Annotated in this window: 17 protein-coding genes and 1 pseudogene; 13 read left to right on the forward strand and 5 right to left on the reverse strand. The window is 66.8% G+C overall.

What is annotated here, in order from left to right:
- The 3 genes from EET03_RS12405 to EET03_RS12415 form a co-directional block, all read left to right on the forward strand.
- Nucleotides 1–4,772, forward strand: a 4,772-nt coding sequence (locus EET03_RS12405; RefSeq protein ID WP_122508768.1) for a type I polyketide synthase, incomplete at its 5' end; no start/stop codon positions are given.
- Entirely contained in the window at nucleotides 4,769–7,813 is a 3,045-nt protein-coding gene (locus tag EET03_RS12410; RefSeq protein WP_075544534.1) for a type I polyketide synthase, read from the forward strand. The genes EET03_RS12405 and EET03_RS12410, both read left to right, overlap by 4 nt.
- Nucleotides 7,814–7,973: 160 nt before the next feature.
- Nucleotides 7,974–9,035, forward strand: a complete 1,062-nt coding sequence (locus tag EET03_RS12415) for a type III polyketide synthase (protein WP_099194162.1) — start codon at nucleotides 7,974–7,976, stop codon at nucleotides 9,033–9,035.
- Here the strand turns inward: EET03_RS12415 and EET03_RS12420 are convergent.
- A complete protein-coding gene (locus EET03_RS12420) occupies nucleotides 9,018–10,280 on the reverse strand; it encodes a cytochrome P450 (protein WP_099194383.1) in 1,263 nt (420 codons plus the stop codon). The genes EET03_RS12415 and EET03_RS12420 overlap by 18 nt on opposite strands.
- 14 nt (nucleotides 10,281–10,294) lie before the next feature.
- A complete protein-coding gene (locus EET03_RS12425; RefSeq protein WP_075544537.1) occupies nucleotides 10,295–12,061 on the reverse strand; it encodes an ABC-F family ATP-binding cassette domain-containing protein in 1,767 nt (588 codons plus the stop codon).
- A gap of 422 nt (nucleotides 12,062–12,483) precedes the next feature.
- Here EET03_RS12425 and EET03_RS12430 point away from each other — a divergent pair, with 422 nt between their 5' ends.
- The 7 genes from EET03_RS12430 to EET03_RS12455 all read left to right on the forward strand — a co-directional run bounded on the left by EET03_RS12430 (nucleotide 12,484) and on the right by EET03_RS12455 (nucleotide 20,743).
- A complete protein-coding gene (locus EET03_RS12430; protein ID WP_167470631.1) occupies nucleotides 12,484–14,040 on the forward strand; it encodes an MFS transporter in 1,557 nt (518 codons plus the stop codon).
- A 320-nt stretch (nucleotides 14,041–14,360) separates the two neighbouring features.
- Nucleotides 14,361–14,693 carry a DivIVA domain-containing protein gene (locus EET03_RS31445; protein WP_244232334.1) on the forward strand — a complete coding sequence of 111 codons (333 nt, stop codon included), beginning with the start codon at nucleotides 14,361–14,363 and terminating at the stop codon, nucleotides 14,691–14,693.
- A 10-nt stretch (nucleotides 14,694–14,703) separates the two neighbouring features.
- On the forward strand, nucleotides 14,704–15,207 hold the full coding sequence (locus EET03_RS31450) for a hypothetical protein (protein ID WP_244232335.1): 504 nt from the start codon (nucleotides 14,704–14,706) through the stop codon (nucleotides 15,205–15,207).
- 660 nt (nucleotides 15,208–15,867) lie between these two features.
- The gene (locus EET03_RS12440) at nucleotides 15,868–16,995 is read left to right on the forward strand and encodes an EspA/EspE family type VII secretion system effector (RefSeq protein ID WP_075544538.1); all 1,128 of its coding nucleotides are present in this window, start codon (nucleotides 15,868–15,870) and stop codon (nucleotides 16,993–16,995) included.
- Between the two features lie 44 nt (nucleotides 16,996–17,039).
- Nucleotides 17,040–17,351, forward strand: a complete 312-nt coding sequence (locus EET03_RS12445) for an ESX-1 secretion-associated protein (protein WP_075544539.1) — start codon at nucleotides 17,040–17,042, stop codon at nucleotides 17,349–17,351.
- Between the two features lie 196 nt (nucleotides 17,352–17,547).
- A complete protein-coding gene (locus EET03_RS12450) occupies nucleotides 17,548–20,532 on the forward strand; it encodes an acyl-CoA synthetase (RefSeq protein WP_099194163.1) in 2,985 nt (994 codons plus the stop codon).
- The gene (locus tag EET03_RS12455; protein WP_063469343.1) at nucleotides 20,525–20,743 is read left to right on the forward strand and encodes a Trm112 family protein; all 219 of its coding nucleotides are present in this window, start codon (nucleotides 20,525–20,527) and stop codon (nucleotides 20,741–20,743) included. Before EET03_RS12450 ends, EET03_RS12455 begins: the two co-directional genes overlap by 8 nt.
- Here EET03_RS12455 and EET03_RS12460 read toward each other — a convergent pair.
- The 3 genes from EET03_RS12460 to EET03_RS12470 are packed head-to-tail and all read right to left on the reverse strand — an operon-like array spanning nucleotide 20,709 to nucleotide 22,839.
- Nucleotides 20,709–21,323 (reverse strand): TetR/AcrR family transcriptional regulator, encoded by a 615-nt coding sequence (locus EET03_RS12460; protein ID WP_075544545.1) that lies wholly within the window; start codon nucleotides 21,321–21,323, stop codon nucleotides 20,709–20,711. The two genes, EET03_RS12455 and EET03_RS12460, sit on opposite strands and share 35 nt — an antisense overlap.
- On the reverse strand, nucleotides 21,320–22,069 hold the full coding sequence (locus tag EET03_RS12465; RefSeq protein WP_244232337.1) for an ABC transporter permease: 750 nt from the start codon (nucleotides 22,067–22,069) through the stop codon (nucleotides 21,320–21,322). The genes EET03_RS12460 and EET03_RS12465 overlap by 4 nt, the downstream gene beginning before the upstream one ends.
- 2 nt (nucleotides 22,070–22,071) lie before the next feature.
- Nucleotides 22,072–22,839 (reverse strand): ABC transporter ATP-binding protein, encoded by a 768-nt coding sequence (locus EET03_RS12470; RefSeq protein WP_075544541.1) that lies wholly within the window; start codon nucleotides 22,837–22,839, stop codon nucleotides 22,072–22,074.
- A 57-nt stretch (nucleotides 22,840–22,896) separates the two neighbouring features.
- Between EET03_RS12470 and EET03_RS12475 the strand changes: the two genes are divergently transcribed.
- From EET03_RS12475 to EET03_RS12485, 3 genes and pseudogenes are all read left to right on the forward strand, one after another.
- Entirely contained in the window at nucleotides 22,897–23,508 is a 612-nt protein-coding gene (locus tag EET03_RS12475) for a DNA-3-methyladenine glycosylase (protein ID WP_099194384.1), read from the forward strand.
- A 19-nt stretch (nucleotides 23,509–23,527) separates the two neighbouring features.
- Nucleotides 23,528–24,805, forward strand: coding sequence for a tyrosine--tRNA ligase (gene tyrS, locus EET03_RS12480; protein ID WP_075544542.1), 1,278 nt, complete (start codon nucleotides 23,528–23,530; stop codon nucleotides 24,803–24,805).
- Nucleotides 24,806–25,105: 300 nt separating this feature from the next.
- A pseudogene (locus EET03_RS12485) lies at nucleotides 25,106–25,310 on the forward strand (13E12 repeat family protein); the annotation flags it as partial.

Genomic DNA, 25,310 nt, shown 5'->3' on the forward strand with positions numbered 1-25,310 from the left:
GGTCGTTGGTGTCCACCCGGTCGGTGTTCGAGCATCGCGCGGTGGTGGTGGGCGCCGACCGGGCGCAGTTGCTGTCGGGTTTGGCCGGTCTGGCCGCCGGCGACCCCGGCGCTGCGGTGGTGGCCGGTCGCGCCCGGCCGACCGGCAAAACCGTATTCGTCTTCCCCGGACAAGGGGCGCAATACCTGGGCATGGGCCGCGGGCTGTATGAGCGGTTCCCGTTATACGCCAAAGCATTTGACGCCGTCGCTGACGTGCTGGATCGGCACCTGAGATTGCCGTTGCGGCAGGTGCTGTGGGGCATCGATGAGGCGCTGCTGGAATGTACCGAATTCGCCCAACCGGCGTTGTTCGCCGTGGAGGTGGCGTTGGCGGCGCTGTTGGCGGACGTGGGTGTGGTGCCGGACGTGGTGCTGGGTCATTCGGTGGGCGAGATCGCGGCGGCCCAGGTGGCCGGGGTGTTGTCGCTGGCCGACGCCGCGCGGGTGGTTGCGGTCCGCGCTCGGCTGATGGCCGGGCTGCCGGCCGGCGGCGCGATGGTGGCGTTGGCGGCTTCCGAAGACGAGGTGGCACCGCTGCTGGCGCCCGGCGTCGAGATCGCGGCGGTCAATGCGGCTGATTCGGTGGTGATTTCCGGCCCCGAGCCTGCGGTGAATGCGGTGGCGGACCGGCTGGTGGGCACGGGACACCGAGTGCATCGGTTGGCGGTGTCGCACGCGTTTCATTCGGCATTGATGGAGCCGATGCTGCCGGAGTTCGGCACGGTTCTGGCCGATCTGACAGCAGATCCGCCGCAGATCGGGTTGGTGTCCAACGTTACCGGGCAATTGGCCGGCTCGGGGTACGGGTCGGCGTCGTATTGGGTCGAGCATGTGCGCAAACCGGTGCGGTTCGCCGGCAGTGTGGCGCTGATCGAGTCCTTGGGTGCGGTGACATTCGTGGAGGTGGGCCCCCGGGCCGGGCTGACGGCGTCGCCGCCGCTGTTGGTCAAGGACCGGCCCGAAGCCCAATCCCTGCTCACCGGGCTGGGCGAACTGTTCACCCAAGGCATGTCCATGGACTGGCGCACGGTGTTCACCGGCCTAGGCGCCCAGCGAGTCGAGTTGCCCACCTATGCTTTCATGCGACGCCGGTTTTGGCTGAAAGACCTGGGAGTCGACCAGACCAAACTGAGCGGTGTCGGCCTGCGGGGGCTCGGCCATCCGCTGCTGGGGGCGGTGGTGGAACGCCCCGACGTCGGTGGCGTGGTGTTGACCGGAATGCTGTCGCCCGAACTGCAGGGATGGTTGGGCGATCACGTCGTGGGCGGCGTAACCCTGTTTCCGGGGGCCGGATTCGTGGAGTTGGCGTTGCGCGCCGGTGACGAGGTCGGCTGTCCGGTGGTGCAGGAGCTGACCTTACTGTCGCCGCTGGCATTGCCGGCGGGCGAAGCGACGCGCATACAGGTCGTGGTCGGTGTCGCCGACGGGGCGGGGAGCCGGACGGTATCGGTGTATTCGACGCGGGCAGCCGGCGATTCGTGGGTGCTACATGCCGACGGCGTACTACGGGCCGGCGGTCCCGGTCACGGAGTGGACTTGTCGGTGTGGCCGCCGGTGGGTGCATCCGCCGTGGATATGACCGATGTCTACGAGCGGTTGGCGCAACGTGGCTACGGTTACGGGCCGGCGTTTCGCGGCCTGCGGGCAGTGTGGCGGCGGGGGCGCGAAATCTATGCGGAGGTGGCGGCTTCCGAGGACGTCAAGGTGGCGGGGTTTGGCATCCACCCGGCGGTGCTGGATGCCGCGCTGCATGCGTGGGGATTCGTGGCGGCTGCCGACCAGTTGGCGCTGCCGTTCTCCTGGCAGGGGGTGTCGTTGCAGGCAGCCGGTGCGTCACGGGTCCGGGTGCGGATCACACCGGCAGACGCCGGCTCGGTGTCGGTGGCGCTGGCCGATTCGGCGGGCCTGCCGGTGTTGTCGGTGCGCGAGTTGGCCATTCGTCCGGTGTCAGGCAACGCGTTGTCGGCGGCGGCATTGGCTGCCGCTGGTGTGGCCGGTGACCGGTTACTCGAACTGGCATGGTCGCCGATTACGTTGGGGCCCGGCGGCGCCGACTCCGAGGTGGTCGTGTGGGCGTCCGAAGCGAGTGCCGCCCGTGGTGTCGCCGAACGGGTGGTTGCGGCGCTGGAGGCGCTGCAGCGCTGGTTGGCCGACGATCGTCGCGAAGTCCTGGTGGTGTTGACGCGCGGCGCGGTGGGGTTGGGAGGCGAGGGCGTCCGCGACTTGGCGGGTGCGGCGGTGTGGGGGCTGGTGCGGTCGGCCCAGGCGGAGTACCCGGGCCGGGTGGTCCTGGTGGATTCGGACGGATCCGTGGCCGCCGACGCGGTCGGCGGTGCCGGTGAGCCGCAGTTGGTGGTGCGTTCCGGCGTGGTGTACGGCGCCCGGCTGGCGGTTGTGAATTCGGGCTTGACATTGCCGGATCGGTTGTGGCGGTTGGGTGTTGGCGGCGGCGGAACATTCGAGGAGGTGGCCGTGCGGCCGTGCCCGCGGGTAGACCTGGCGGCGCGCCAGGTGCGGGTTGCCGTGGGCGCGGTAGGGGTGAACTTCCGGGATGTGTTGGTGGCCTTGGGGATGTACCCGGGCGGTGGCGAGCTGGGCGCCGAAGGTGCCGGGGTGGTGGTCGAGGTCGGCCCGGGGGTGACGCGGCTGTCCGTCGGTGACCCGGTGATGGGTTTGCTGGGGGTGGTGAGCTCCGAAGCGGTGGTGGACGAGCGGTTGGTCACGGCGGTTCCGCCGGGCTGGTCGCTGGTTGCGGCCGCGGGCCTGCCGGTGGCGTTCCTGACCGCGTGGTACGGGTTGTCGGTGTTGGGTGGTGTGCGAGCCGGCCAGCAGGTCCTGGTGCATGCCGCGACCGGCGGTGTCGGCATGGCGGCCGTGGCATTGGCGCGGTATTGGGGGGCGGAAGTCTTCGCCACCGCAAGTGTCGGAAAATGGGATACGTTGCGGGCCATGGGCTTTGACGACGACCATATCGCCGATTCCCGGACGTTCGACTTCGAGGAGAAGTTCCGCAAGGCCACCGGCGGCGGCGGGGTCGACCTGGTGCTCAACTCGCTGGCGGGGGAGTTCGTCGATGCGTCGTTGCGGCTGTTGGCGCCAGGCGGGTGTTTCATCGAGATGGGCAAGACCGACCTGCGTGACCCCCGGGCCGTGACCGAACAGTATCGGGGAGTGGGCTATCGGGCATTCGACTTGATGGAGGCCGGCCCTGATCTCATCGCGCAGATGCTTTCCGAGGTGCTCGGGTTACTGTCCAACCGTACCTTGAAACCATTGCCGGTCAGGGCTTTTGACGTGCGCTGCGCTCAGCAGGCGTACCGGTATGTCAGCCAGGCCCGTCATGTCGGCAAGGTGGTGCTGACCATCCCCCAAGGGCCCGCGGCGCGGTCGGTTCTCCATGGGGGCAGCGTGGTGATCACCGGCGGCACCGGAATGGCCGGGGCGGCGGTGGCGCGGCATCTGGTGGACCGCTACGGGGTCGGGCATGTGGTGTTGGTCAGCCGCACCGGCGAGCACGCCCCGGGCGTTGCGGACTTGGTGGCCCAATTGCAACAGGGTGGAGCTCAGGTTTCGGTGGCCGCCTGCGATGTCGCCGATCGAGATGCGCTCAAAGCAGTGCTGACCGAGTTACCGGACAAGTTCCCGCTCAAGGGAGTGTTCCATGCCGCCGGGGTGCTCGACGACGCGGTGATCGCGTCGCTGACGCCGAGCCGGGTCGAGGCGGTGCTGAAGGCTAAGGTCGACGGGGCCTGGAACCTGCACCAGCTGACACGGGATGTGGATCTGGCGGCGTTCGTGATGTTTTCGTCGATGGCCGGGATCGCTGGAGCCCCGGGGCAGGGCAGTTACGCGGCGGCCAATGCGTTCCTGGACGGGTTGGCCGCCTATCGGCGCGAGCGCGGGTTGGCCGGACTATCGGTTGCCTGGGGATTGTGGGAACAGCCCAGCACCATGACGCGGCACTTGGGGGAACGGGATTTCGCCCGGATGAAGCAGGCCGGGTTGGATCGGCTGACCACCGAGCACGCGCTGCAACTGCTGGACAGCGCGCTGCTCAGCGACCGCCCGGTCGTCGTCGCCGCCCAGCTCAATACCGCGGTGATGACCGCCAATGCCGAGGTGCTCCCGCTGTGGCGCGAATTGGTCACCCGCCCGTCGCGGCGCGTCATCGACAGCACCGGCACCCCCGCGTCGATGCCGGACCTGATTTCGCGTCTGCAATCGCTGAGCCCCGAGCAACGCCACCGCGAACTCGTCGACGTGATCATCACCAACGCCGCGACCGTTCTCGGACATTCCAGCGCCGTCGACATCGATGCCCATAAGCCCTTCCAGGATCTCGGGTTCGACTCGCTGACCGCCGTGGAACTGCGCAACCGCATCAAGGCCGCAACCGGGATGACCCTGTCGCCCACGCTGATCTTCGATTACCCGACCCCGGCCGCCCTGGCCGAACACCTTGCCCAGCAACTCGATTCCGCCGTCCCCGTGCTCGCCGACGAGCGACCCGACCGGCTGGCCCGCTTCGACGACGTTGCGCGCGAACTCGATACCCTGGTCAACCGCCCCGACTGGACCTCCGAAGAGAAGGACCAGGTGTCCGACCGGCTGCGCGCCATGCTGGCCGGCCTCGCCACGCCCAGCGCCGCGATCGTCAGCCACGACGCCGACATCACCACCGCCAGCGAAAGCGAACTGTTCGCCATTCTCGACGAGGAACTGGGCCCGTGAACCCGGGCGACATCGCAGTTATCGGACTGGCTTGCCGGTTTCCCGCCGGTGCCGGCCCCGACGAATTCTGGCAAGTGCTGCGCGACGGCCGCGAAGCCGCCGGACGCCTGGCCGGTAGCGCCGATTTCGACGCGGCGTTCTTCGATATCTCGCCCCGCGAGGCCGCCGCGATGGACCCGCGGCAACGACTGGCGCTGGAACTGACCTGGGAGCTGCTCGAAGACGCCTTCATCGTGCCGGAAACCGTTCGAGCACAGCAGATCTCGGTCTACCTCGGAGCCATGAACGACGACTATTCGTTCTTGACGCTGCGCGACGCCGCCGAAAACGTGGATCACTACTCGTTTGCCGGCGTCAGTAGGGCGATGATCGCCAACCGGGTCTCGTATGCCTTCGCCCTGCACGGTCCCGGCATGACTGTCGATTCCGGTCAATCGTCGTCGCTGGTGGCGGTTCACCTCGCCTGTGAGAGCCTGCGTGCCGGAACCTCCGAGCAGGCGATTGCCGGCGGCGTACATCTCAATGTGGCAAGCGAAACGGCCCTGCTGGAGCACGAGTTCGGTGCCGTGTCGACCTCCGGCCATACCTACGCGTTCGACGCCCGCGCCGACGGCTACGTTCGCGGGGAAGGCGGTGGCCTGGTTCTGCTGAAGCCGCTGCGCGCGGCCCTGGCTGACGGAAACCGAATCCGCGCAGTCATTGTGGGTAGTGCCGTGGGCAACGCCGGGCACAGCTCCGCCGGCCTGACCGCGCCCTCGACTTCGGCGGAAGCCGACGTGATCCGCCGTGCGCTGGCCCAAGCCGGCGTGGACTGCACCGGGGTCGACTACGTCGAGGCGCACGGTACCGGCACCAGAATCGGCGACCCGGCCGAGGCTGCGGCGCTGGGTCAGATATTCGCGCAGCACCGGCATGATCCGGTCAGGATTGGCTCGGTGAAGACGAACATCGGCCACGCCGGGGCGGCAGCGGGAATCGCGGGGCTGATCAAGACAGTGTTGGCCATCGAAAACGAGTCGATTCCGCCAAGCCTCAACTATGTGAGCGCAAGCTCCGCTATCGATGTGGAAAGCCTTGGGCTGCAAGTCAACACCACGCCGACGGGGTGGCCGGACCGGGGGCGGCCACGGCGAGCCGGGGTGTCGTCGTTCGGAATGGGCGGCACCAATGCCCATCTGCTGCTCCAACAGGCGCCGGCCACCGAAAGCGCTGCAATGCCACGTGCTAACAAGTCAACCGGCCTACCGTGGGTGCTGTCGGCCCGGTCGGCGCCGGCATTGGCCAACCAGGTGCAGCGATTGCTGGCCCGGATGGACGAACGCCCCGATCTGGATGCGGTGGATGTGGGCTGGTCGCTGGTGTGCACCCGGTCGGTGTTCGAGCACCGCGCGGTGGTGGTGGGCACCGGCCGGGCGCAGCTGCTGAGCGGACTTGCCGGCCTTGCCGCCGGCGAACCGGGCGCCGGCGTGGCGGTCGGCCGGGCACAACCGGTCGGCAAGACCGCATTCGTGTTCCCCGGCCAAGGGGTGCAATACCTGGGCATGGGCCGCGGACTGTGCGAGCGGTTCCCGGTGTTCAGCAAGGCTTTCGATGCGGCCGCCGAGGCGCTGGATGAACACCTGAGACTGCCGCTGCGGCGGGTGCTGTGGGGTACGGATGCGGCGGCGTTGCAGAATACCGAGTTTGCGCAACCGGCGTTGTTCGCCGTGGAGGTGGCGTTGGCAGCGCTGCTGGCGGAGATGGGTGTGGTGCCCGACATCGTGATGGGTCATTCGGTGGGCGAGATCGCGGCTGCCCAGGTGGCCGGGGTGGTGTCGCTGGCCGACGCCGCGCGGGTGGTTGCGGTCCGCGCTCGGCTGATGGCGGGATTGCCGGCCGGCGGCGCGATGGTGGCGGTCGACGCTTGCGAAGACAACGTGGCGCCGCTGCTGGCGCCGGGAGTTGAGATCGCGGCGGTCAATGCGCCTGATTCGGTGGTGATTTCCGGCCCCGAGCCTGCGGTGAATGCGGTGGCGGACCGGCTGGCGGGCACGGGACGGCGGGTGCGCCGGTTGGCGGTGTCGCACGCGTTTCATTCGGCATCGATGGAGCCGATGCTGGCGGAGTTTGCCGCGGCCCTGGCGGGGCTGCCGGTGAGTCGGCCGCGGATCGCGTTGGTGTCCAATGTCACCGGCCGATTGGCTGGTCCCGACTATGGATCGGCAGCGTATTGGGTTGAGCATGTGCGTAAACCGGTGCGGTTGGCCGAAGGTATCTCGTTGGCCGAGTCTTTGGGCGCTACAACATTTCTCGAGATAGGTCCCGGCGCCGGCTTGACAGCGTCTCCGGCGTTGTTGGCCAAGGATCACCCCGAAGCAGAATCCCTGCTCACCGCAATGGGTCAGTTGTTCGCCGAAGGCGTGAGCATAGACTGGCCCAAGGCATTCACCGGCCTGGGCGCCCGCCCGGTCGAACTCCCCACCTACGGCTTTGCGCGGCAGCGGTTTTGGCTTGGTGAGGGCACTCGTCACGACATCGAACACGTCGGCAGGTCCGCGCTGTGGCACCGCTGGAACGAGCTCGATCCGGCCGAACAGCACCGACGGCTAGTCGATTTGGTGTGCCGAAACGCGGCCGCGGTGTTGGGTCACCCGAGCAGCCGCGGCATCGACGCGGGCCGCGCCTTTGAAGACCTCGGGTTCGAGTCGATGACCGGGATCGAGCTGCGTAACCGCCTGGCCTCAGCCACCGGTTTGACGTTGTCGCGCACTTTGATATTCGACTATCCCACTCCCACAGCGGTCGCCCGGCACCTGGGTCAACGACTGTCGCCGAGCGATCTGGACGAATCCGGCGACGAGCAGGTTTGGTCGCTGTTGAGAAGCATTCCGCTGAGCGAGCTTCGGCGAACCGGATTACTTGGCAAACTCTTGGTGTTGGCCGGCCAGGCCGAGAACGCGGTGCGTGAATCGACCGTCACTGAGGACGTCATCGACTCGCTGAGCCCCGATGCCCTGGTCGCGATGGCGCTCGAGCCATCCGACGACAACAGCGCCCAATAGCGAAATCCGGCCGGAGGCGCCGAATTACGGCAACGCCGCCGGTGCCCGAATACGACATGTGTTGAATACGGGTCTCTTTGCCAGACCGCCTAAAGCCGCCTAAAATCTGAATTCTCTTCGGGTGGGCTGGCCGGTAGGTGAGCAAGTAAGGGCGGGGGCCATGAGCGTTGTTGCAGGCGTGTGCGGTGCATTGCCGCCGCACCGCTATAGCCAGAGTCAGATCACCGATTCGTTCGTCGAATTTCCCGGTCTGAAGGAACACGAAGATATCGTCCGGCGCTTGCACGCCGCCGCCCGGGTGAACAGCCGCCAGTTCGTCCTGCCGCTGGAGCAGTACCCGGGGCTGACCGACTTCGGCGATGCGAACGAGATCTTTATCGACAAAGCCGTCGACCTGGCCGTCGAGGCGCTCATGGGTGCGCTCCACGAGGCCGGGCTGGAACCGCAGGACATCGACGTGATCGTCACCACGACGGTGACCGGTGTCGCGGTGCCGGCCCTGGACGCCCGGGTCGCCGGCCGGCTCGGCCTGCGCCCCGACGTACGCAGGGTGCCGCTGTTCGGTCTGGGGTGCGTGGCCGGCGCGGCCGGAGTGGCCCGGCTAAACGACTACCTGCGCGGCGCACCCGACGACGTCGCCGTGCTGATAGCGGTCGAGCTCTGTTCGCTCACCTACCCCGCGGTCAAGCCGACGGTGTCGGGACTTATCGGGACCGCCCTGTTCGGGGACGGCGCCGCCGCCGTGGTCGCCGTCGGCGACCGCCGCGCCGAGCGGCTGCGCACCAGCGGGCCCACCATCGTCGACTCCCGCAGCCGGCTGTATCCCGAATCGCTGCACATCATGGGCTGGGACGTTGGTTCTCATGGCCTGCAGCTGCGGCTTTCTCCCGAACTCCCCAACCTGATCGAGAACTACCTGCCCGGCGACGTAACCGGATTCCTCGCCACGCATGGACTGTCCAAGGACGACGTCGGCGCGTGGGTGAGCCATCCGGGCGGTCCGAAGGTGATCGACGCAATCACCAACAGCCTCGAACTGGCCCCCGACGCACTCGAGCTTACCTGGCGTTCGCTCGGCGAAATCGGCAACCTCTCGTCGGCGTCGGTGCTGCACATCCTGCGCGACACCATCGCCAAACGGCCACCGAGCGGAAGTCCCGGACTGATGCTGGCCATGGGGCCGGGGTTCTGTGCCGAGCTGGTGCTACTGCGCTGGCACTGAGCCGGCGAACTCGACGGTCAGTCCGGGTTTTGGGGACAGCGCGGCGAAGTTGGCCGCGCGGATCCGCTGGGCAGGCAGGCGCAGCGTCGTCCGGGCGACCAGTCGAGCCAGCATCACCGTCATCTCGGTGGTAGCCATGACCGCCCCGATGCATCGGTGCAGCCCGCCGCTGAACGGGATGAACTCGTGTGGCGCGGGCTTGCGGTAGTCCGGTGCGTCGGGGTCCCACCGCTGCGGACGGAATTCCTGTGGCGCGGGCCATATTTCGGGCAACCGATGGGTGACGTACGCACTGAAGATCAGCAGCCGTCCCGACCTGATCCGGTGGCCGTCGAACACCAGGTCGCGCATCACCCTGCGAGCCGAGATCACTCCGGGGGAGTACAGCCGAAGTGTTTCCTGCACAAGGCCGTTGAGGTAGGTAAGTGAGCCGATGGTGTCGGCGGCGGGCGCGTTGCCGCCGAGCACGCGATCAACCTCTCGGGCGACGGTCTCCCAGGCGCCCGGCAACGTGAGCAACGTATGGGCCGCCCAGGCCAGCGCCCCGCTGGTGGTCTCGTAGCCGGCAGTGATGAGCGAGACGATCGCATCGCGAATCTCGTTGTCGCTCAACGTGTCGATCAGCGTGGTCAACATGTGGTCGTCGGGCCCGGGCCGGGCGCGTGCGTCGGAGATCACCGCGTCGACCAGGTCGTCGATACGGTGCCGGGCCGCCATCGCGCGTCGCCAGCCCGGTGAGTCAAACCGTCGCTGCAGCCGCATCAGCTGCGGCGGCCGGTGGGTCAGGTCGAGCAGCGGCTGCAGTTGCTCACCGAGGAAGTCGGAATGGGTGGCCAGCCGCGGGCCGAACAAACTCTCGGCGGTGCTGCGCCGTACTGCCGAACGGAACTCCTGGTAGAGGTCGAGCCGCTGTCCCGGACGCCAGGTGTCGATGACGGCGTCGATGGTGGACACCATGGTCTGCACATAGTCCTGAACCTGCCGGTGGCGCAGCCCCGGCGCCACCAGGCTGCGGCGGCGCCGGTGGTCTTCGCCGTCGCTGACGATCAGCGCGGTAGGCCCGTCGACCGGAACCAGGCTCTCGAACGTCTCACGCCAGCTGAACGCGTCGGCGTTGGCGAACACGAACTTATTGGCCTCGGCGCCCAACAGATACACGAAGCCATGCCGCCCGACGCCGGCATCGACCACCGCACCGCGGTGCCGATAGAGCGCCAGCAGCGCTTCCCCGGGCAGGTACGGCACCGTCCGGTACGCGTTCATTCCAGCACCACAGAAATCTGCAGCCAGCGCTCCTCCGTCGCGCCAACCTCGTCTTCGAGGGCGCGCAATTCCCGGGTCAACCGGGCCAGGCCGACGTGGTCGGCCTGGTCATGTTCGGCGAGTTCGGTGTGTTTGGCGGCAATCCGGTCGGCCAGGCGGGCAAGCTGGCGCTCGGCGGCGGCCAGCTCCTTCTCCGCGGCACGGCGCTGCGCGCCCGAAATCTCCTGGGGCTCAGCCGGTTTGGCGGCCGGTGCCGCCGACGGTTTGGTAGCCAGCCGCAGGTATTCATCGATGCCGCCGGGCAGATGCCGCAGCCGGCCGTCCAGAATCGCGTACTGCTGATCGGTGACCCGTTCCAGCAGATAGCGATCGTGGGAAACGACGATCAAGGTGCCCGCCCACGAGTCCAGCAGATCCTCGGTGGCCGTCAGCATGTCGGTATCCACGTCGTTGGTGGGCTCGTCGAGCAGCAGCACATTGGGTTCGGATAACAGCGTCAGCATGAGCTGCAGGCGGCGCCGCTGACCGCCGGAAAGCTCGCCGACCCGTGCCGAGAGCTGACCCCGCCCGAAGCCGAGACGTTCCAGCAGCTGGGCCGGGGTCACTTCGCGCCCGTCGACCTCGTAGCCGCCGCGCAGCCCGGTCAGTACATCGGCAATCCGGTCCTGCGCGAACGGGGTCAGCGCATCACCTTGCTGGTCGAGCACCGCCAGCCGGACGGTCTTGCCGCGCTTGACCCGGCCGGTGTCGGGCTCGATGGTGCCGGCGATCAGTCCCAGCAGGGTGGATTTCCCGGCGCCGTTGGCTCCGACGATGCCGGTGCGTTCGCCCGGGCCGATCCGCCATTCGATGTCCCGCAGCACCGGGCGGCCGTCAAAGCAGACCGACACGTCGAGCAGATCCATGACGTCCTTGCCCAGCCGGGCGGTGGCCAGCTTGGCCAGCTCGACGGTGTTGCGCAGCGGCGGCACGTCGGCGATCAGCTGATTGGCGGCCTCGATGCGGAACTTCGGTTTGGAGGTTCGCGCCGGGGGACCCCGCCGCAGCCAGGCCAGCTCCTTGCGCATCAGGTTCTGCCGCTTGGCCTCGGCCGCTGCGGCAAGCCGGTCACGTTCGACGCGTTGCAGCACGTAGGCCGCGTATCCGCCTTCGAAGGGCTCGACGACGCCGCCGTGGACTTCCCAGGTGGTGGTGGCGACCTCATCGAGAAACCACCGGTCGTGGGTGACTAGCAGCAGCCCGCCGCTGTTGCGGGCCCAGCGTTGTTGGAGGTGGCCGGCCAGCCAGGTGATGCCTTCGATGTCGAGGTGGTTGGTGGGCTCGTCGAGAGCGATCACGTCCCAGTCGCAGACCAGCAGCCGGGCCAGCTGCACACGGCGCCGCTGGCCGCCGCTGAGGGTGGAAACCTTTGCACGCCAGGCGATGTCGGACACCAGTCCGGCGACCACGTCGCGGACGCGCGGGTCACCGGCCCAGTGGTGCTCCGGTTGGTCGCCGACCAGCGTCCAGCCGACGGTGTGAACGGGGTCCAGGGTGTCGGCCTGGCTCAGCGCGCCGACGCGCAAACCGCTGCGCCGGGTGACCCGTCCGGAGTCCGGCTGTATCTGGCCGGTGAGCAGGCCCAGCAGGCTGGATTTGCCATCCCCGTTTCGCCCGACGATGCCGATGCGTGCGCCGTCGTTGACGCCGAGCGTGACCGATTCGAATACCACCTGGGCCGGATATGCCAGGTGCACGGCCTCGGCTCCGAGCAGGTGTGCCACCGGGCCGACGCTACCTGCACACATCGTCGACTCCGCTGGCGGACAGATTCCGTGTCCGACCCCATGGTCTTCGGCGTCAACGGTGCCGGCTGTGCCGCCCGGGGCACGGTTCTCAAGAGCCAGTGGCACCCCGCGCGGCAGGGCGCTGTCTAAGGCCCAGGAAACCTTGTCGCCCAATGGAATTGCTAGTTTGCCCAGCCCAGCGGGGAGCGCCGCGGTGGGTTCGTCGTTGGCCCGCGGAAAAGGTGAGGTTCGGGCGGCGCCGGACCCAATCGGCCGCCGGTCGCCCGGTAGCGCGACACGGCCGCGGGCAGATGAGCATCGTTTCCGCAAACTTCCGGCCGTTCAGGACCATTCCGGGGCAACACCGGCCCGCGTCGTCCGTAGACTCGACCGGACATCACGACGAGAGGCAAACCCGCATGGACGCGCCAAGCATCGAAACGCAACCCGGCGAGGACAAGCTGACGCTCGCCCAATGGATGACTGTGCTCGCCATGGGACTGGGCTTCGCCGTCACCGGTGCCGACCCAACCATCTTCTCCAGCAATCTCGTGCCGGTGCGGGAGGGACTACATATGTCCACCGCTGCCGCTGGGTTCGCTGCCAGTCTGGCTACTCTCACCCTGGCCGCTGCCATACTCGGCGCAGGCACCCTCGGCGACGTCTACGGCAAACGCCGGATGTATCTGCTGGGCCTGGTTGGCGCGATCGTTTTCGGCTTGCTGGCCGCAGCCTCGCCCAACGCGGTGATGCTGATGGTCGCCCGCGCTCTGACCGGTGTCTTCTTCGCCTTCCTACTGGGTCTTTCGCTGGCGATCATCAACGCCGTGTTCCTGCCCGAGCAGCGGCCCAAGGCCATCAGCCTCTTCCTCGGCACCGCATTCTTGGTCGGCGCCCCACTACCGCTGATCGGCAACGTCCTGGTCGAGTCACTTGGGTGGCGCTGGGCGTTAGTCGTGGCCCCCGCCGTAGCGTTGCTCACCATCCCCATCACCATTCGGTTCGTCCCCGAGACGTTCCGGATCAGCGACCGCCGAATCGACTATCCCGGTATTGCCGCCGCCGGCTTCATGCTGGTCAGTGTTGTGTACGGCCTGTCCCGGCTGGCTCACGGCCCGGCCGCTGCCGCGCCGCCGTTGCTGATCGGGCTGGCTGCCGGAGTCTTTTTCGTGTGGTGGGAGTTGCGGACCGACCATCCGGCCCTGGATCTGCGGATCTTCCGGGCCGGCCCGTTCAATGCCGCCGTCATCGCCGGGCTGGCGTTCAACTTCCTGTCCGCCGGGCTCATCCTCATCCTGAGCTACTACGCCACCGTGGTCCGCGGGTATTCGCTCACCGTGCTGGGCGTGCTGTTGGTGCTGGGCGCCGCCGTGCAGGCGCCAGCGGCAGTTGCGGCTGGCCGCATGATGACCCGGACCTCGGAGCGGGCCACCATCCTGTTCGGTCTGGGGTTGCTCACCGTGGCCGCCGGCGTATTCGCCACCTTCGGTATGGGCACTTCTATCGTCGTGATCGGAGTGGGAATAGTGATCCTGACTGCAGGCCTGGGCTTCATTGAGCCCCCGCAGGCCAGTGTCATGATGAGTTTTGCCCCACCGGGTTTGGAGGGCTCGGTGGCCGCGGTCAAACCCGGCGTCGGCCAGTCCGCTTACTCACTCGGGCCCACCATGGTCACCCTGTTGGCCATGACTTTCTACTCGGCACGAGCGCAGGAACGGTTCGCTGGGACGGGCGTCTCTCCCACTCAGGCCGCCAAAGCATTGGAGGCTACCCGTGCGTATGGCGGGGGCAACCTGGGCGGCGTCGCCGTGCTTGATCCGGGGTCAGCCCGCAGTCTCATGGCGACCACCCAGGAGATCGTCGTTTCCGCGTTGCGTACCACCAGCCTGTTGATGGCACTGGTGCCGCTAACCGCCGCTGTGGCCGTCTGGCTGCTGCTGCCACGCCAGCTACCTCTTGAGCAGCGGGCTGGGTGACAGCCATCGCGATGGGCCGGTGGCTCCGCAGCGTGGGGCGCGGGTCGGAGACAGTCATCTTTCAGCCCCAAAAAATGCCGCTGATAACAATTATTGCCAATGTGCACTATAGTCTGCCTCGCTTACCAAACTGGCGAGTCGCACGCTGATGTAAAGGAGTTTCGGTGAGTCACGCAGTCACGTCTGTCCTTGCACCGGCGGCTGTGTTGGCATCGTTGTCCGGCCATCCCGGGGGCGATCCGCAAGTAAGTCAGCGACCGGAAAGCGGGCCGTGGCCAACCACCGTCAGCCCATCGCGAGGCGTGTCTGAGGGGTACCAGGTGACAACCTTCGTTAACGATCCCGCTCCGAAATTCGAACGGACGCGCAATGGATACGATCCGGCTGCCGTCAACCAGTACCTCGCGGAACTGATGGTTCAGCGGCAGGCGCAACACTACGAGACCGAGAGACTCAGGGTGGAGATTGCCGCACTGCGGGACGAAAACGCGGTCCTGCGGGATACCTCGCCGTCGGCGCCGGCGGTCACCGACCGGTTGGCGAAAATGCTCCGGTTCGCTGTCGACGAGGTATTTCAGATGCAGTCCGAGGCGCGGGCCGAGGCGTCGGCGTTGATCGCCGCGGCCAAGATGACGCCGAAGCGGCTCGCGTGACCAAAGAGACATGCTGGCCCAGATAGCGGCGCGGCAACGAGCACTCGATCTCGAGCATGCCGAGGTGGTCCGCCGTGCGCGAGAAGAAGCAGAAGAGCTTAGGGCACAAGCTGTCCGAGAGATCGACCAGATGCGCATTGCCGATGCCAGGCGCCGCGAGAAGGCGGAACAGCAACTCGATGCCGAACTGATCAGACTCCGGTCCGACACCCAATTCCAGATCGATGATCAGCTGCGAACTACGCAGCAGGAGTGCGACAAACGGCTTAGTGATGCCAAGACCGAGGCCGAACGGCGCGTCCGCCTTGCCGACGAGCAGGTCGAGCAGCGCATGGCCGAGGCGCGGCGGATGTTGGACGACGTCAATCAGCGAAGGCTCGGTGTGCTCGAGCAGCTGTCGCGAATACACGCCAAACTCGAGGACGTCCCCGCGATCCTGGAGTCGGCCCGATGTGCCGAAACCAACATGCTTCAGTCGATGAGAGGCGCGTTCTCGGAGCTGAGAGCCATCTGATGCCCACGGCGGGATAAAAGCCCGGGCGCCACAAGGGATTCAGTTCTGTGGGGGACTGCATGCGCCGTTGTTGCGGTCGTGGCCGGGGTGCTGCCCGATCGGTTGAACCCGGCAGTTTCCTCGAGTCCGACCGCCGAAGCCTCACCGGCGACGCGTGGGCGGCCGTCGCGCGCAATCGATCACGACGTGATCACAGGCAAATCTCAATTGGCTCTTGCGCTTACGGCCTTCGCGCCCTAATGTGACTTGCACAACATTACTGTTGTATAGAGCAACGCTTTCGTGTGGCAATCGTAAAGTCGCGAGTGAACCCGGCTATCCGGCTGGAAACAGTTTGCGTGTCGGACGTGCGCCGCCGAAAGCGCTGTTGTCCCGTGCAACATGTTGCGGCAGTTCGTCATTGTTGGTTGCGTGACAGAGGGGCAGTCCATGGCAGCTAGACGAAAACACCGACCGGCTTTTTCTTATGAGTTGGCTTGCGCTGCGTTATGAATGGCGCCTAGCGCGCTTCTGGCGGAGTGATTTCCAAGCGGCGCGGCGAGGGCGTGTGCCGTATTCAAACCCCGGCAATCAGCCGGCGATCATACATAACCGGGTAGTGCCTGAGCTGCGCCGGTGGACGGCCGGCTAACGAATTAGCTTGCGAGAGGACGAATCACAATGGACAGAGCCTGGATCATCGATTCGGCGATCGGCACCATCGATGGATTCGAGGCGTTGCTTGGAATCGGATTGCCGGTTTCCGGAGACGTCTTCAACACCAGTTCGTCATGGTTCACCCGAAGTGCCCAGGATCAGGCCTCGGCCGCCCCGGGCGACCGGTGGATGGGCGCCGCGGCGGAAGCGTACTCCGCCAAGAATGAGCTGCAGAAGCTCCGTGAAGAAATCTTGGCGGACCTGGACTACATCACCGGGACGCTGGTAACGGATCAAGCGGACGCGGTAAAGAAAACCCGCGATGTTCTGGCATTCGCGAAGCGTGTTCTCGAGATCGCGCGTCCGGTCGCTATCGTCATTTCCTACATACCCCTTGTCGGGCAATGGCTCTCGGATGGGTTTCAGCTTCCGATCACTTCGCTGATGATGAGCATGGTTACCGGTGCGCTGGCTTATCTGGCGTACAAGACGGCCGAAGACACCGCCAAATTGATTGCCGCGCTGTGGAAATTGGTCGAGCTGCTGGAAGCCCTGATCGAGGAGGAAGTGATCGCCGTCGTGTCGGACATCGAGTTCGATATACGACAATTCATCTCCAAATTGGAGTCCGCCCTGTACGCGGCGTGGTCGGAGATTGCCAGCATCTTTTCCGACATGGGCTTGGGAACCATGATGTCCAGCTTGTCGTCGTTGTCGGGCATCGCTGCGATGTCGGGAAAGTCAGCCTCAAGCGGCGCGGCCGCCATGCCCGACCTCAGCCACTTGTCGGACCTGGCTCAGCTGTCCGATCCGGTGCGCGCTCTCGGCGGTGCCGGCTTGCCGGCGATGGGCCAGCTCGGCGGAGCGATGACTCAGATGCGTTCGCTCCCAATGGAAGTGGGTCCTGTCGGCAGCATTGGCCAGGCCGACAGCCCAGCGCTGGCGACCGGCGCGCAATCCTCGTCGGGTACCCCGGGGTTGCCAGGATCTGTGCCGCATGCCCCGTCGCGCCGACCGCAGGGCGACGGCGGAAGTGGCGGGGCCTCGGGCGCAGCGAATGCCGAGCGGGCGCCCGTCGACGGCCCGCCAGCGAGTGCTGAGAAGGCCGGGAAAGTGCCGATATTTGTCAATGCCGGGGCGCCAAAAGCGTAGCGAGCCAACCTGATAGCCAAACTGTTCACCAGAGGGGAGTAGTCATGGGACATTTTCTGTACGTTGTACCGGAGTTCCTGAGCGTGCTGGAGCGGATTCAAGGCAACGTGTCGGCCGATGTGAGATCCGCGGTCGACATGGTCAGCGGAATCAGTCAGTCGGTCTCGACCACTCACGGTTCGTTCTGCTCGCTGTTCAATCAGACCCTGGCCGGGTTCGAGACCGTCCGCAGTGCCACGGGCGGGTGCGTGCAAAAGGTCGACGGACAGCTGGCAGACGGTCTTCGTAAGGCCGCCGGTGCTTATCTCGACACCGATGAAGGGGCGGCCAGCGTGTTGAGCAAGTTCTTTCGCTGATCGCCGTCCGGGGTAGGGGTCGGCGGCAGCCCGGGTAACGTCATCCGGGCTGGAACACCCCCGAGCGCCCCCCGACCACCGCCGGCGGCGCCGGCGGCGTCGTCTGCGACGGCGTGAGCTTCGCCCCGCTCCGATGTGGAATGATGTCCACGCTGGTCAAGGCCAACTCAGGAGCACCCAGGAGCACCCAGGAGCAGTGGTGGATCTCAATTTGTCGATGGTCACACGCCCGGTCGAGCGTCTGGTGGCCACGGCCCAGAATGGGCTGGAAGTCCTGCGGCTGGGCGGTCTGGAAACCGGTAGCGTGCCGTCGCCGTCCCAGATCGTCGAGAGCGTACCGATGTACAAGCTGCGACGCTACTTCCCGCCGGACACCAGGCCCGGACACGCGCCCGTGGGTGCGCCGGTGTTGATGGTGCACCCGATGATGATGTCGGCCGACATGTGGGACGTCACCCGTGAGGACGGCGCGGTGGGCATCCTGCACGCGCGCGGGCTGGATCCGTGGGTCATCGACTTCGGCTCGCCCGACAAGGTCGAGGGCGGCATGCGCCGCAATCTGGCCGACCACATCGTCGCGCTCAGTCAGGCCATTGACACGGTTCATGACACCACCGGCCAGAACGTGCACATCGTCGGCTATTCGCAGGGCGGCATGTTCTGCTATCAGGCCGCGGCATACCGGCGTTCCAAGAACGTCGCCAGCATCGTGGCGTTCGGCTCGCCGGTGGACACCCTGGCCGCCTTGCCGATGGGTATTCCGGCGAACTTCGGTGCGGCCGCCGCCAGCTTCATGGCAGATCATGTGTTCAACCGGCTGGCCATCCCGAGCTGGATGGCACGCACCGGTTTCCAGATGATGGATCCGCTCAAGACGGCCAAGGCCCGCATCGACTTCCTGCGGCAGCTCCACGACCGCGAGGCCCTGCTGCCGCGGGAGCAACAGCGCCGATTCCTCGAATCCGAAGGCTGGATCGCCTGGTCCGGTCCGGCGATCTCAGAACTGCTCAAGCAGTTCATCGCCCACAACCGAATGATGACCGGCGGCTTCGCCATCAGCGGCCAAATGGTGACGCTCACCGACATCACCTGCCCGATACTGGCGTTCGTCGGCGAGGTCGACGACATCGGCCAGCCGGCTTCGGTGCGCGGCATCCGGCGCGCCGCACCCAACACCGACGTCTACGAATGCCTCATCCGCACCGGCCATTTCGGTCTTGTCGTCGGATCCAGGGCGGCGCACCAGAGCTGGCCCACCGTCGCCGAATGGGTGCGCTGGATCTCCAGCGACGGTGACAAGCCGGCCAACATCAGCCTGATGGTCGAGCAGCCGGCCGAACACACCGACAGCGGAGTCGCGTTCAGCTCCCGGGTCGCGCACGGTATCGGAGAGGTGTCCGAGGCGGCCCTGGCGATGGCCCGCGGTGCTGCCGAGGCGGTGGTCGCCGCCAATAAGTCCATGCGCACCCTGGCCGTCGAAACCGTCCGCACGCTGCCGCGCCTGGCCCGGCTGGGGCAACTCAACGACCACACCCGGATTTCGCTGGGCCGGATCATCGACGAACAGGCCCATGACGCGCCACAGGGCGAATTCCTGCTGTTCGACGATCGCGTGCACACCTATGAGGCCGTGAATCGGCGCATCAACAACGTGGTCCGTGGCCTGATCGACGTCGGGGTGCGCCAGGGTGACCGGGTGGGCGTGCTGATGGAGACGCGGCCCAGTGCCCTGGTCGCGATCGCGGCGCTGTCCCGGTTGGGGGCGATTGTGGTCCTGATGCGCCAAGACGTCGACCTGGCCGCACAGGTCCGGCTCGGGGGAGCGACCGAGATCATCACCGATCCCACCAACCTGGCCGCGGCACGCCAATTGCCCGGACAGGTGCTGGTGCTGGGCGGCGGCGAGTCACGCGATCTGCATCTGCCCGAAGACGCCGATGTGATCGACATGGAGAAGATCGACCCCGATGCCGTCCAGTTGCCCGCCTGGTACCGGCAAAACCCGGGCTTGGCAAGGGATTTGGCATTCATTGCGTTCAGCGCGGTCGGCGGCGAGCTGGTCGCCAAGCAGATCACCAACTACCGCTGGGCGGTGTCGGCCTTCGGCACCGCATCGACGGCCGCCCTGGACCGTCGAGACACCGTCTACTGTCTGACGCCGCTGCACCACGAATCCGCGCTGCTGGTGAGCTTGGGCGGTGCGGTCGTCGGCGGCGCGCGCATCGCACTGTCGCGCGGACTGTGTGCCGACCGGTTCGTCGCCGAGGTACGTCGCTACGGCGTCACCGTCGTGTCCTACACCTGGGCGATGCTGCGCGACGTGGTCGACGATCCGGCTTTTGCCCTGTACGGCAACCACCCCGTGCGGCTGTTCATCGGCTCGGGGATGCCGACCGGATTGTGGGGGCGAGTCGTCGACACGTTCGCGCCGGCACATGTCGTCGAGTTCTTCGCCACCACCGACGGACAGGCGGTGCTGGCCAACGTGTCCGGCGCCAAGATCGGCAGCAAGGGCCGCCCGTTGCCGGGCGCCGGACGCGTCGAACTCGGCGCCTACGACGCCGAACAGGACCTGATCCTGGAAGACGACCGCGGGTTCGTCCAGGTCGCCGTGGCCAACCAGGTCGGAGTGCTGCTGGCGCACGCCAGCGGACCCATCGACCCGAGCGCGTCGATCAAGCGGGGCGTTTTCGCCCCCGCCGACACCTGGATCTCCACCGAATACCTGTTCTTCCGCGACCCGGACGGGGACTACTGGCTGGCGGGCCGGCGCGGTTCGGTGGTGCGCACCGCGCGGGGAATGGTGTATGCCGAGCCGGTCACCGATGCGCTGGGCTGCATCAACGGCGTCGACCTCGCGGTCACCTACGACGTTTCGGCCAACGGTCATCAACTCGCAGTCGCTGCGGTGACATTGCGGCCGGGAGCGACCATCACGGCGGCCGACCTGACCGATGCCGTCGCGGGCATGCCGGTCGGACTGGGACCCGACATCGTGCACGTGGTGCCGAAGCTGTCGCTCAGCGCGACCTACCGGCCCACCGTCAGCGCGCTGCGGGCCGCCGGAATTCCCAAGCCGGGCCGCCAGGCATGGTATTTCGACCCTGCCTCCAGCGAGTTTCGCCGGCTGACCCCGGCGGCGCGCACCGAGTTGGGCGGCGAGAAATCCGCCGATGATTGATGACAAGCTGCTGAGCATCCTGGTGTGCCCGGCCGACCAGGGTCCGCTGCTGCTCGTCGACGACGGCCGGGTGCTCTACAACCCGCGGCTGCGGCGCGCCTACCGCGTCGAGGACGGCATCCCGGTCCTGCTGGTCGAGCAGGCCCGTGACGTCGGCGACGACGAGCACGCCCGCTTCACGGCGCCGGGCCATCCGGCAGATCCCCGGTGAGGTAGCGCTGCAGGTTCGGCGCGATCGTCCGCACGATCTGCTCGGCCGGCAGCGACGCGAAAGGCTCCACCTTGACGATGTAGCGCGCCATGGCCACACCTATCAGCTGGGAGGCGACGAATTGAGCGCGGATCCTGCCCGTCCCGGGGGGACTGTCGACGCGTGAACCCAGCTCCGCGGTCACCACGTCCTCGAAGAACGAACGCACAAAGGTGACCCCGTCGCCCGATAGCAGCGACCGCACCGTCGCGATCAACCGTGGGCCCAGTTCGGAATCCCACAGCGCAAGCAGCGCGGTGGGTAGTTTCACGCCGAGCTCCTCGACCGGGGTTTCCCGCATCGGCACGATGATGTCCATCGGATCCACCGGGACGTGAATGGCGGCGGCGAAGAGCTGTTGCTTGGTGCCGAAGTAGTGATGCACCAGGGCGGCGTCCACGCCGGCGGCCGCGGCCACGGCACGGATCGAGGTTCGGTCAATACCATTGTGCGCAAATAGCTCTCGCGCACACGTGAGGATGCGCTCGCGGGTGTCGGAGTTCCCGGCCGGCCGGCCGGGGCGTCGACGCGCCGCCACTATGGCGTCCGGCGTCGCAGTGTCGCCGCGGCCAGAGCCATGGACGCGACCGCGAAAGCCAGCACGACCACGATGTCGCGCACCGTGGTGTAGGTCAGCTCGGGATGTGCCCCGACCTGTTGCAGGGCCTCCAGGGCGTAGCTGGCCGGCATCGCATTGCTGAGCCACTGCAGCCAGGTCGGCATCAGCGCCCGCGGGACGATGATGCCCGCCAGCAGCAGTTGCGGCACCATCACCAGCGGGATGAACTGTACGGCCTGAAATTCGGTGCGGGCGAAGGCACTACAGAGCAGCCCCAGCCCGACACCCAAGATCGCGTTGACGATCGCGATCATGAAAACCCACGCGGGACTCCCCGCGGTGTCGAAGCCGAGCAACCAGAACGCCACAATGCAGGCCAGCGTGGCCTGGGCGGCCGCGGCGATCGAAAACGCGGTCCCGTAGCCGGCGAGCAGATCAATTCTGCGCAGCGGCGTGGTCAAGATGCGCTCCAGCGTTCCCGAAGCCCGTTCGCGTTGCATGGTGATCGCGGTGATGACGAACATCACGAAAAGCGGGAAAAGGCCCAGCAGGACCATGCACGCCGTGTCGAATCCGGAGGGAGCACCGGGGCGGGTCGGAACCTTGTCGAACATGAAATACATCAGCGTGAGCACCAGAACCGGCACCAGCAGGATCATCGCGATACTGCGGTGGTCGGCAGTCAGCTGGCGCAGAATCCGTGCAGTAGTGGCCGTATAGTTCTGCAGGCTCAGCCGGCTGCGGGCGCGGTGGTGGTGCGTCGGATGATGGACAGGAACGCGTCCTCCAGTGATGTGCATCCGGTTTCCTTCCGTAGTTCGTCCGGCGTGGTGTGGGCCAGCAGCCGTCCTTCGCGCATCAGCAGCAGATCGCCGCAGCGGTCGGCCTCGTCCATCACGTGGCTGGACACCACCAGCGTGGTGCCACGCCGCGCCAGCGCGGTGAACTGATCCCACAGTTCGACCCGCAGCACCGGGTCCAGGCCGATCGTCGGCTCGTCGAGCACCAGCAGATCCGGCCGGCCGACCAGGGCACAGGCCAGCGAAACGCGGGCCCGCTGGCCGCCGGAGAGGTTGGCACAGCGCGCAGTCCGGTGGCTGCTCAGGTCCACCGCGTCGATCACCTCGTCGGCGGTCTGACCGTCGATTCCGCAGAGCTCGGCGAAGTAGCGGACGTTGTCGATCACCCGCAGGTCGTTATAGACGGTCGGGTCCTGAGGCATGTATCCGACGCGGTGGCGTAACTGGGACGACCCGGCCGGCAGCCCCAGAACCCGCACCAAACCGGAGGTGATGATCTGGGAGCCGACGATGCAGCGCATCAGCGTGGTCTTGCCCGAGCCGGACGGGCCCAGCAGCCCGGTGATGGTTCCGGCCCCGATTCTCAGTGAAACATCTTGAACCGCTGGCTGTTTGCCACGGATGACGGTCAAGTTTTCGATGACGACCGCCGGTTCGGCGCCGCCCCGAAGCAATTCATCACTCGATGAACTCATCATATGATGAATATCGGCCTGTCGCCGGTGCTTGTCAAGAGGCACGGCACAATCTCTCCGGTGAGCGCTGAGCAACTACTGGTGGACCCGGTCGCTGCCGCGCGCCGCTTACTGGGTGCCACACTCGCCGGACGAGGGGTGCGCGGCATCGTCGTCGAGGTCGAGGCCTACGGCGGGGTGCCCGGCGGTCCCTGGCCGGACACCGCGGCGCATTCCTACCGCGGACTCAGCGGCCGCAACGCGGTGATGTTCGGGCCGCCTGGCCGGCTCTACACCTACCGCAGTCACGGAATCCATGTCTGCGCCAACGTCTCGTGCGGCCCCGACGGCACGGCTGCCGCCGTCTTGCTGCGGGCGTGCGTCGTCGAGGATGGCATCGATGTCGCCCGGTCCCGTCGTGGCGATCTGGTCCGTACCGCCGCGCTGGCGCGTGGTCCGGGAAATCTCTGCTCAGCATTGGGAATCACCATGGCGGACAATGGGATTGACCTATTTGACCCGGCCAGTCCGGTAACGCTGGAGCTGGCCGATCCACCCACGGCGCTGTCCGGACCGCGGGTGGGTGTCAGCCAGGCCGCCGACCGGCCGTGGCGATTGTGGCTTGCGGGGCGACCGGAGGTGTCGGCCTATCGGCGCAGCCCCCGAGCGCCGGTCCCGGGCGCCAGCGACTAGTTTGGAAGACTCTTCGACCATGATCCTTGACGAGTTGGCTTGGCGTGGGCTGATCGCGCAGTCCACAGACCTCGACGCGCTGGCCGCCGAATTGCGACGCGGCCCGATGACGTTGTACGCCGGCTTCGACCCCACCGCGGCGAGCCTGCATGCCGGACATCTGGTGCCGCTGCTGGCGTTGCGCCGCTTCCAGCGGGCCGGCCACCGACCCATCGTGCTGGCCGGCGGGGCCACCGGCATGATCGGGGACCCGCGCGACATCGGGGAGCGCACCCTCAACGACGCCGACACCGTCGCCGAATGGACTGACCGGATCCGCGGGCAGCTGGAACGCTTCGTCGACTTCTCGGATTCTGGGGACTCGCCGACGGGCGCCATCGTCGAGAACAACATCGACTGGACTGCCGCGATGTCGACCATCGAGTTCCTGCGCGATGTCGGCAAGCACTTCTCGGTCAACGTGATGCTGGACCGCGACACGATCCGTCGCCGCCTGGAAGGTGAGGGCATCTCCTACACCGAGTTCAGCTACATGCTGCTGCAGGCCAACGACTACGTCGAATTGCGCCGGCGTCACGGTTGTAGCCTGCAGATCGGTGGTTCGGATCAGTGGGGCAACATCATCGCCGGAGTGCGGCTGGTGCGCCAAAAGCTCGGTGCCACAGTGCATGCGCTCACCGTCCCGCTGGTGACCGCCGCCGACGGCACCAAGTTCGGCAAATCGACCGGCGGCGGCAGCTTGTGGCTGGACCCACAGCTGACCAGCCCCTACGCCTGGTACCAGTACTTCGTGAACACCGCCGACGCGGACGTCATCCGCTACCTGCGGTGGTTCACGTTCCTGTCGGCCGACGAGCTGGCCGAACTGGAGCAGGCGACCGCCGAGCGCCCACACCAACGTGCGGCCCAACGACGGCTGGCCGCCGAGCTCACCTCGTTGGTGCACGGCGAGGCGGCCACCGCGGCCGTCGAGCACGCCAGCCGGGCGCTCTTCGGCCACGGTGAGCTGGGCCGGCTCGACGAGCCGACGCTGGCCGCCGCGCTGCGCGAAACCACCGTCGCCGAACTCAAACCGGGAAGTCCTGACGGAATCGTGGACCTCTTGGTGGCCACCGGCCTTACCGACAGCAGGAAGGCGGCGCGGCGCACCGTCAACGAGGGCGGGGTGTCGGTCAACAACATTCGCGTCGAGACCGACGAATGGACGCCGCAGTCATCGGATTTCCTGCACGGCCGCTGGCTGGTGCTGCGCCGCGGCAAGCGGAATGTCGCAGGTGTCGAACGGGTCGGCTCTTAGCTTAGCCTGTCCAGGCAGCGGCTCTGGCCGTTGGCCGAGATGGCGGTGCGGAAACCACATTTTCTGTTATGGCAGAAGGGCTTTCCGTCTGCTACTCGCTGTGATGCCAACGTCTGCTGCTAGTGCCTGCCGTGCAAGAGAGGTCCGTCGGGTGAGCACTGGGTTCGTCGCGCATACGTAGCTGAATGCGGTGGCCGCGTCGGGAAGCGCTGCTGTTCGCTGTGAGCGAAACGTGAAATCTTTTGTTGGGCGGGCACTTTCTGCCCGGTTTTTGTCGGTGCCCGCCGATAGGTTGGCTTCATGGATTGGCAGGCGATCACGGCGGCCTTCGACGGGTTGGATGCGGCGCTGGATGCGGTGATGGGCCTGAACTTTGACGCGTTGAGCACCGCGCAGTGGTTGACGCTGCTGGGGCGCTGCGAAACCGTGCGCCGCCGCCTACCGGTGCCCGAGCATCAGCTGATCAACCACCTGGCCCGCCAAGCCAGCGCCGCAGAACTGGGCG

It is taken from the genome of Mycobacterium innocens (assembly GCF_900566055.1).
GTDB lineage: Bacteria > Actinomycetota > Actinomycetes > Mycobacteriales > Mycobacteriaceae > Mycobacterium > Mycobacterium innocens.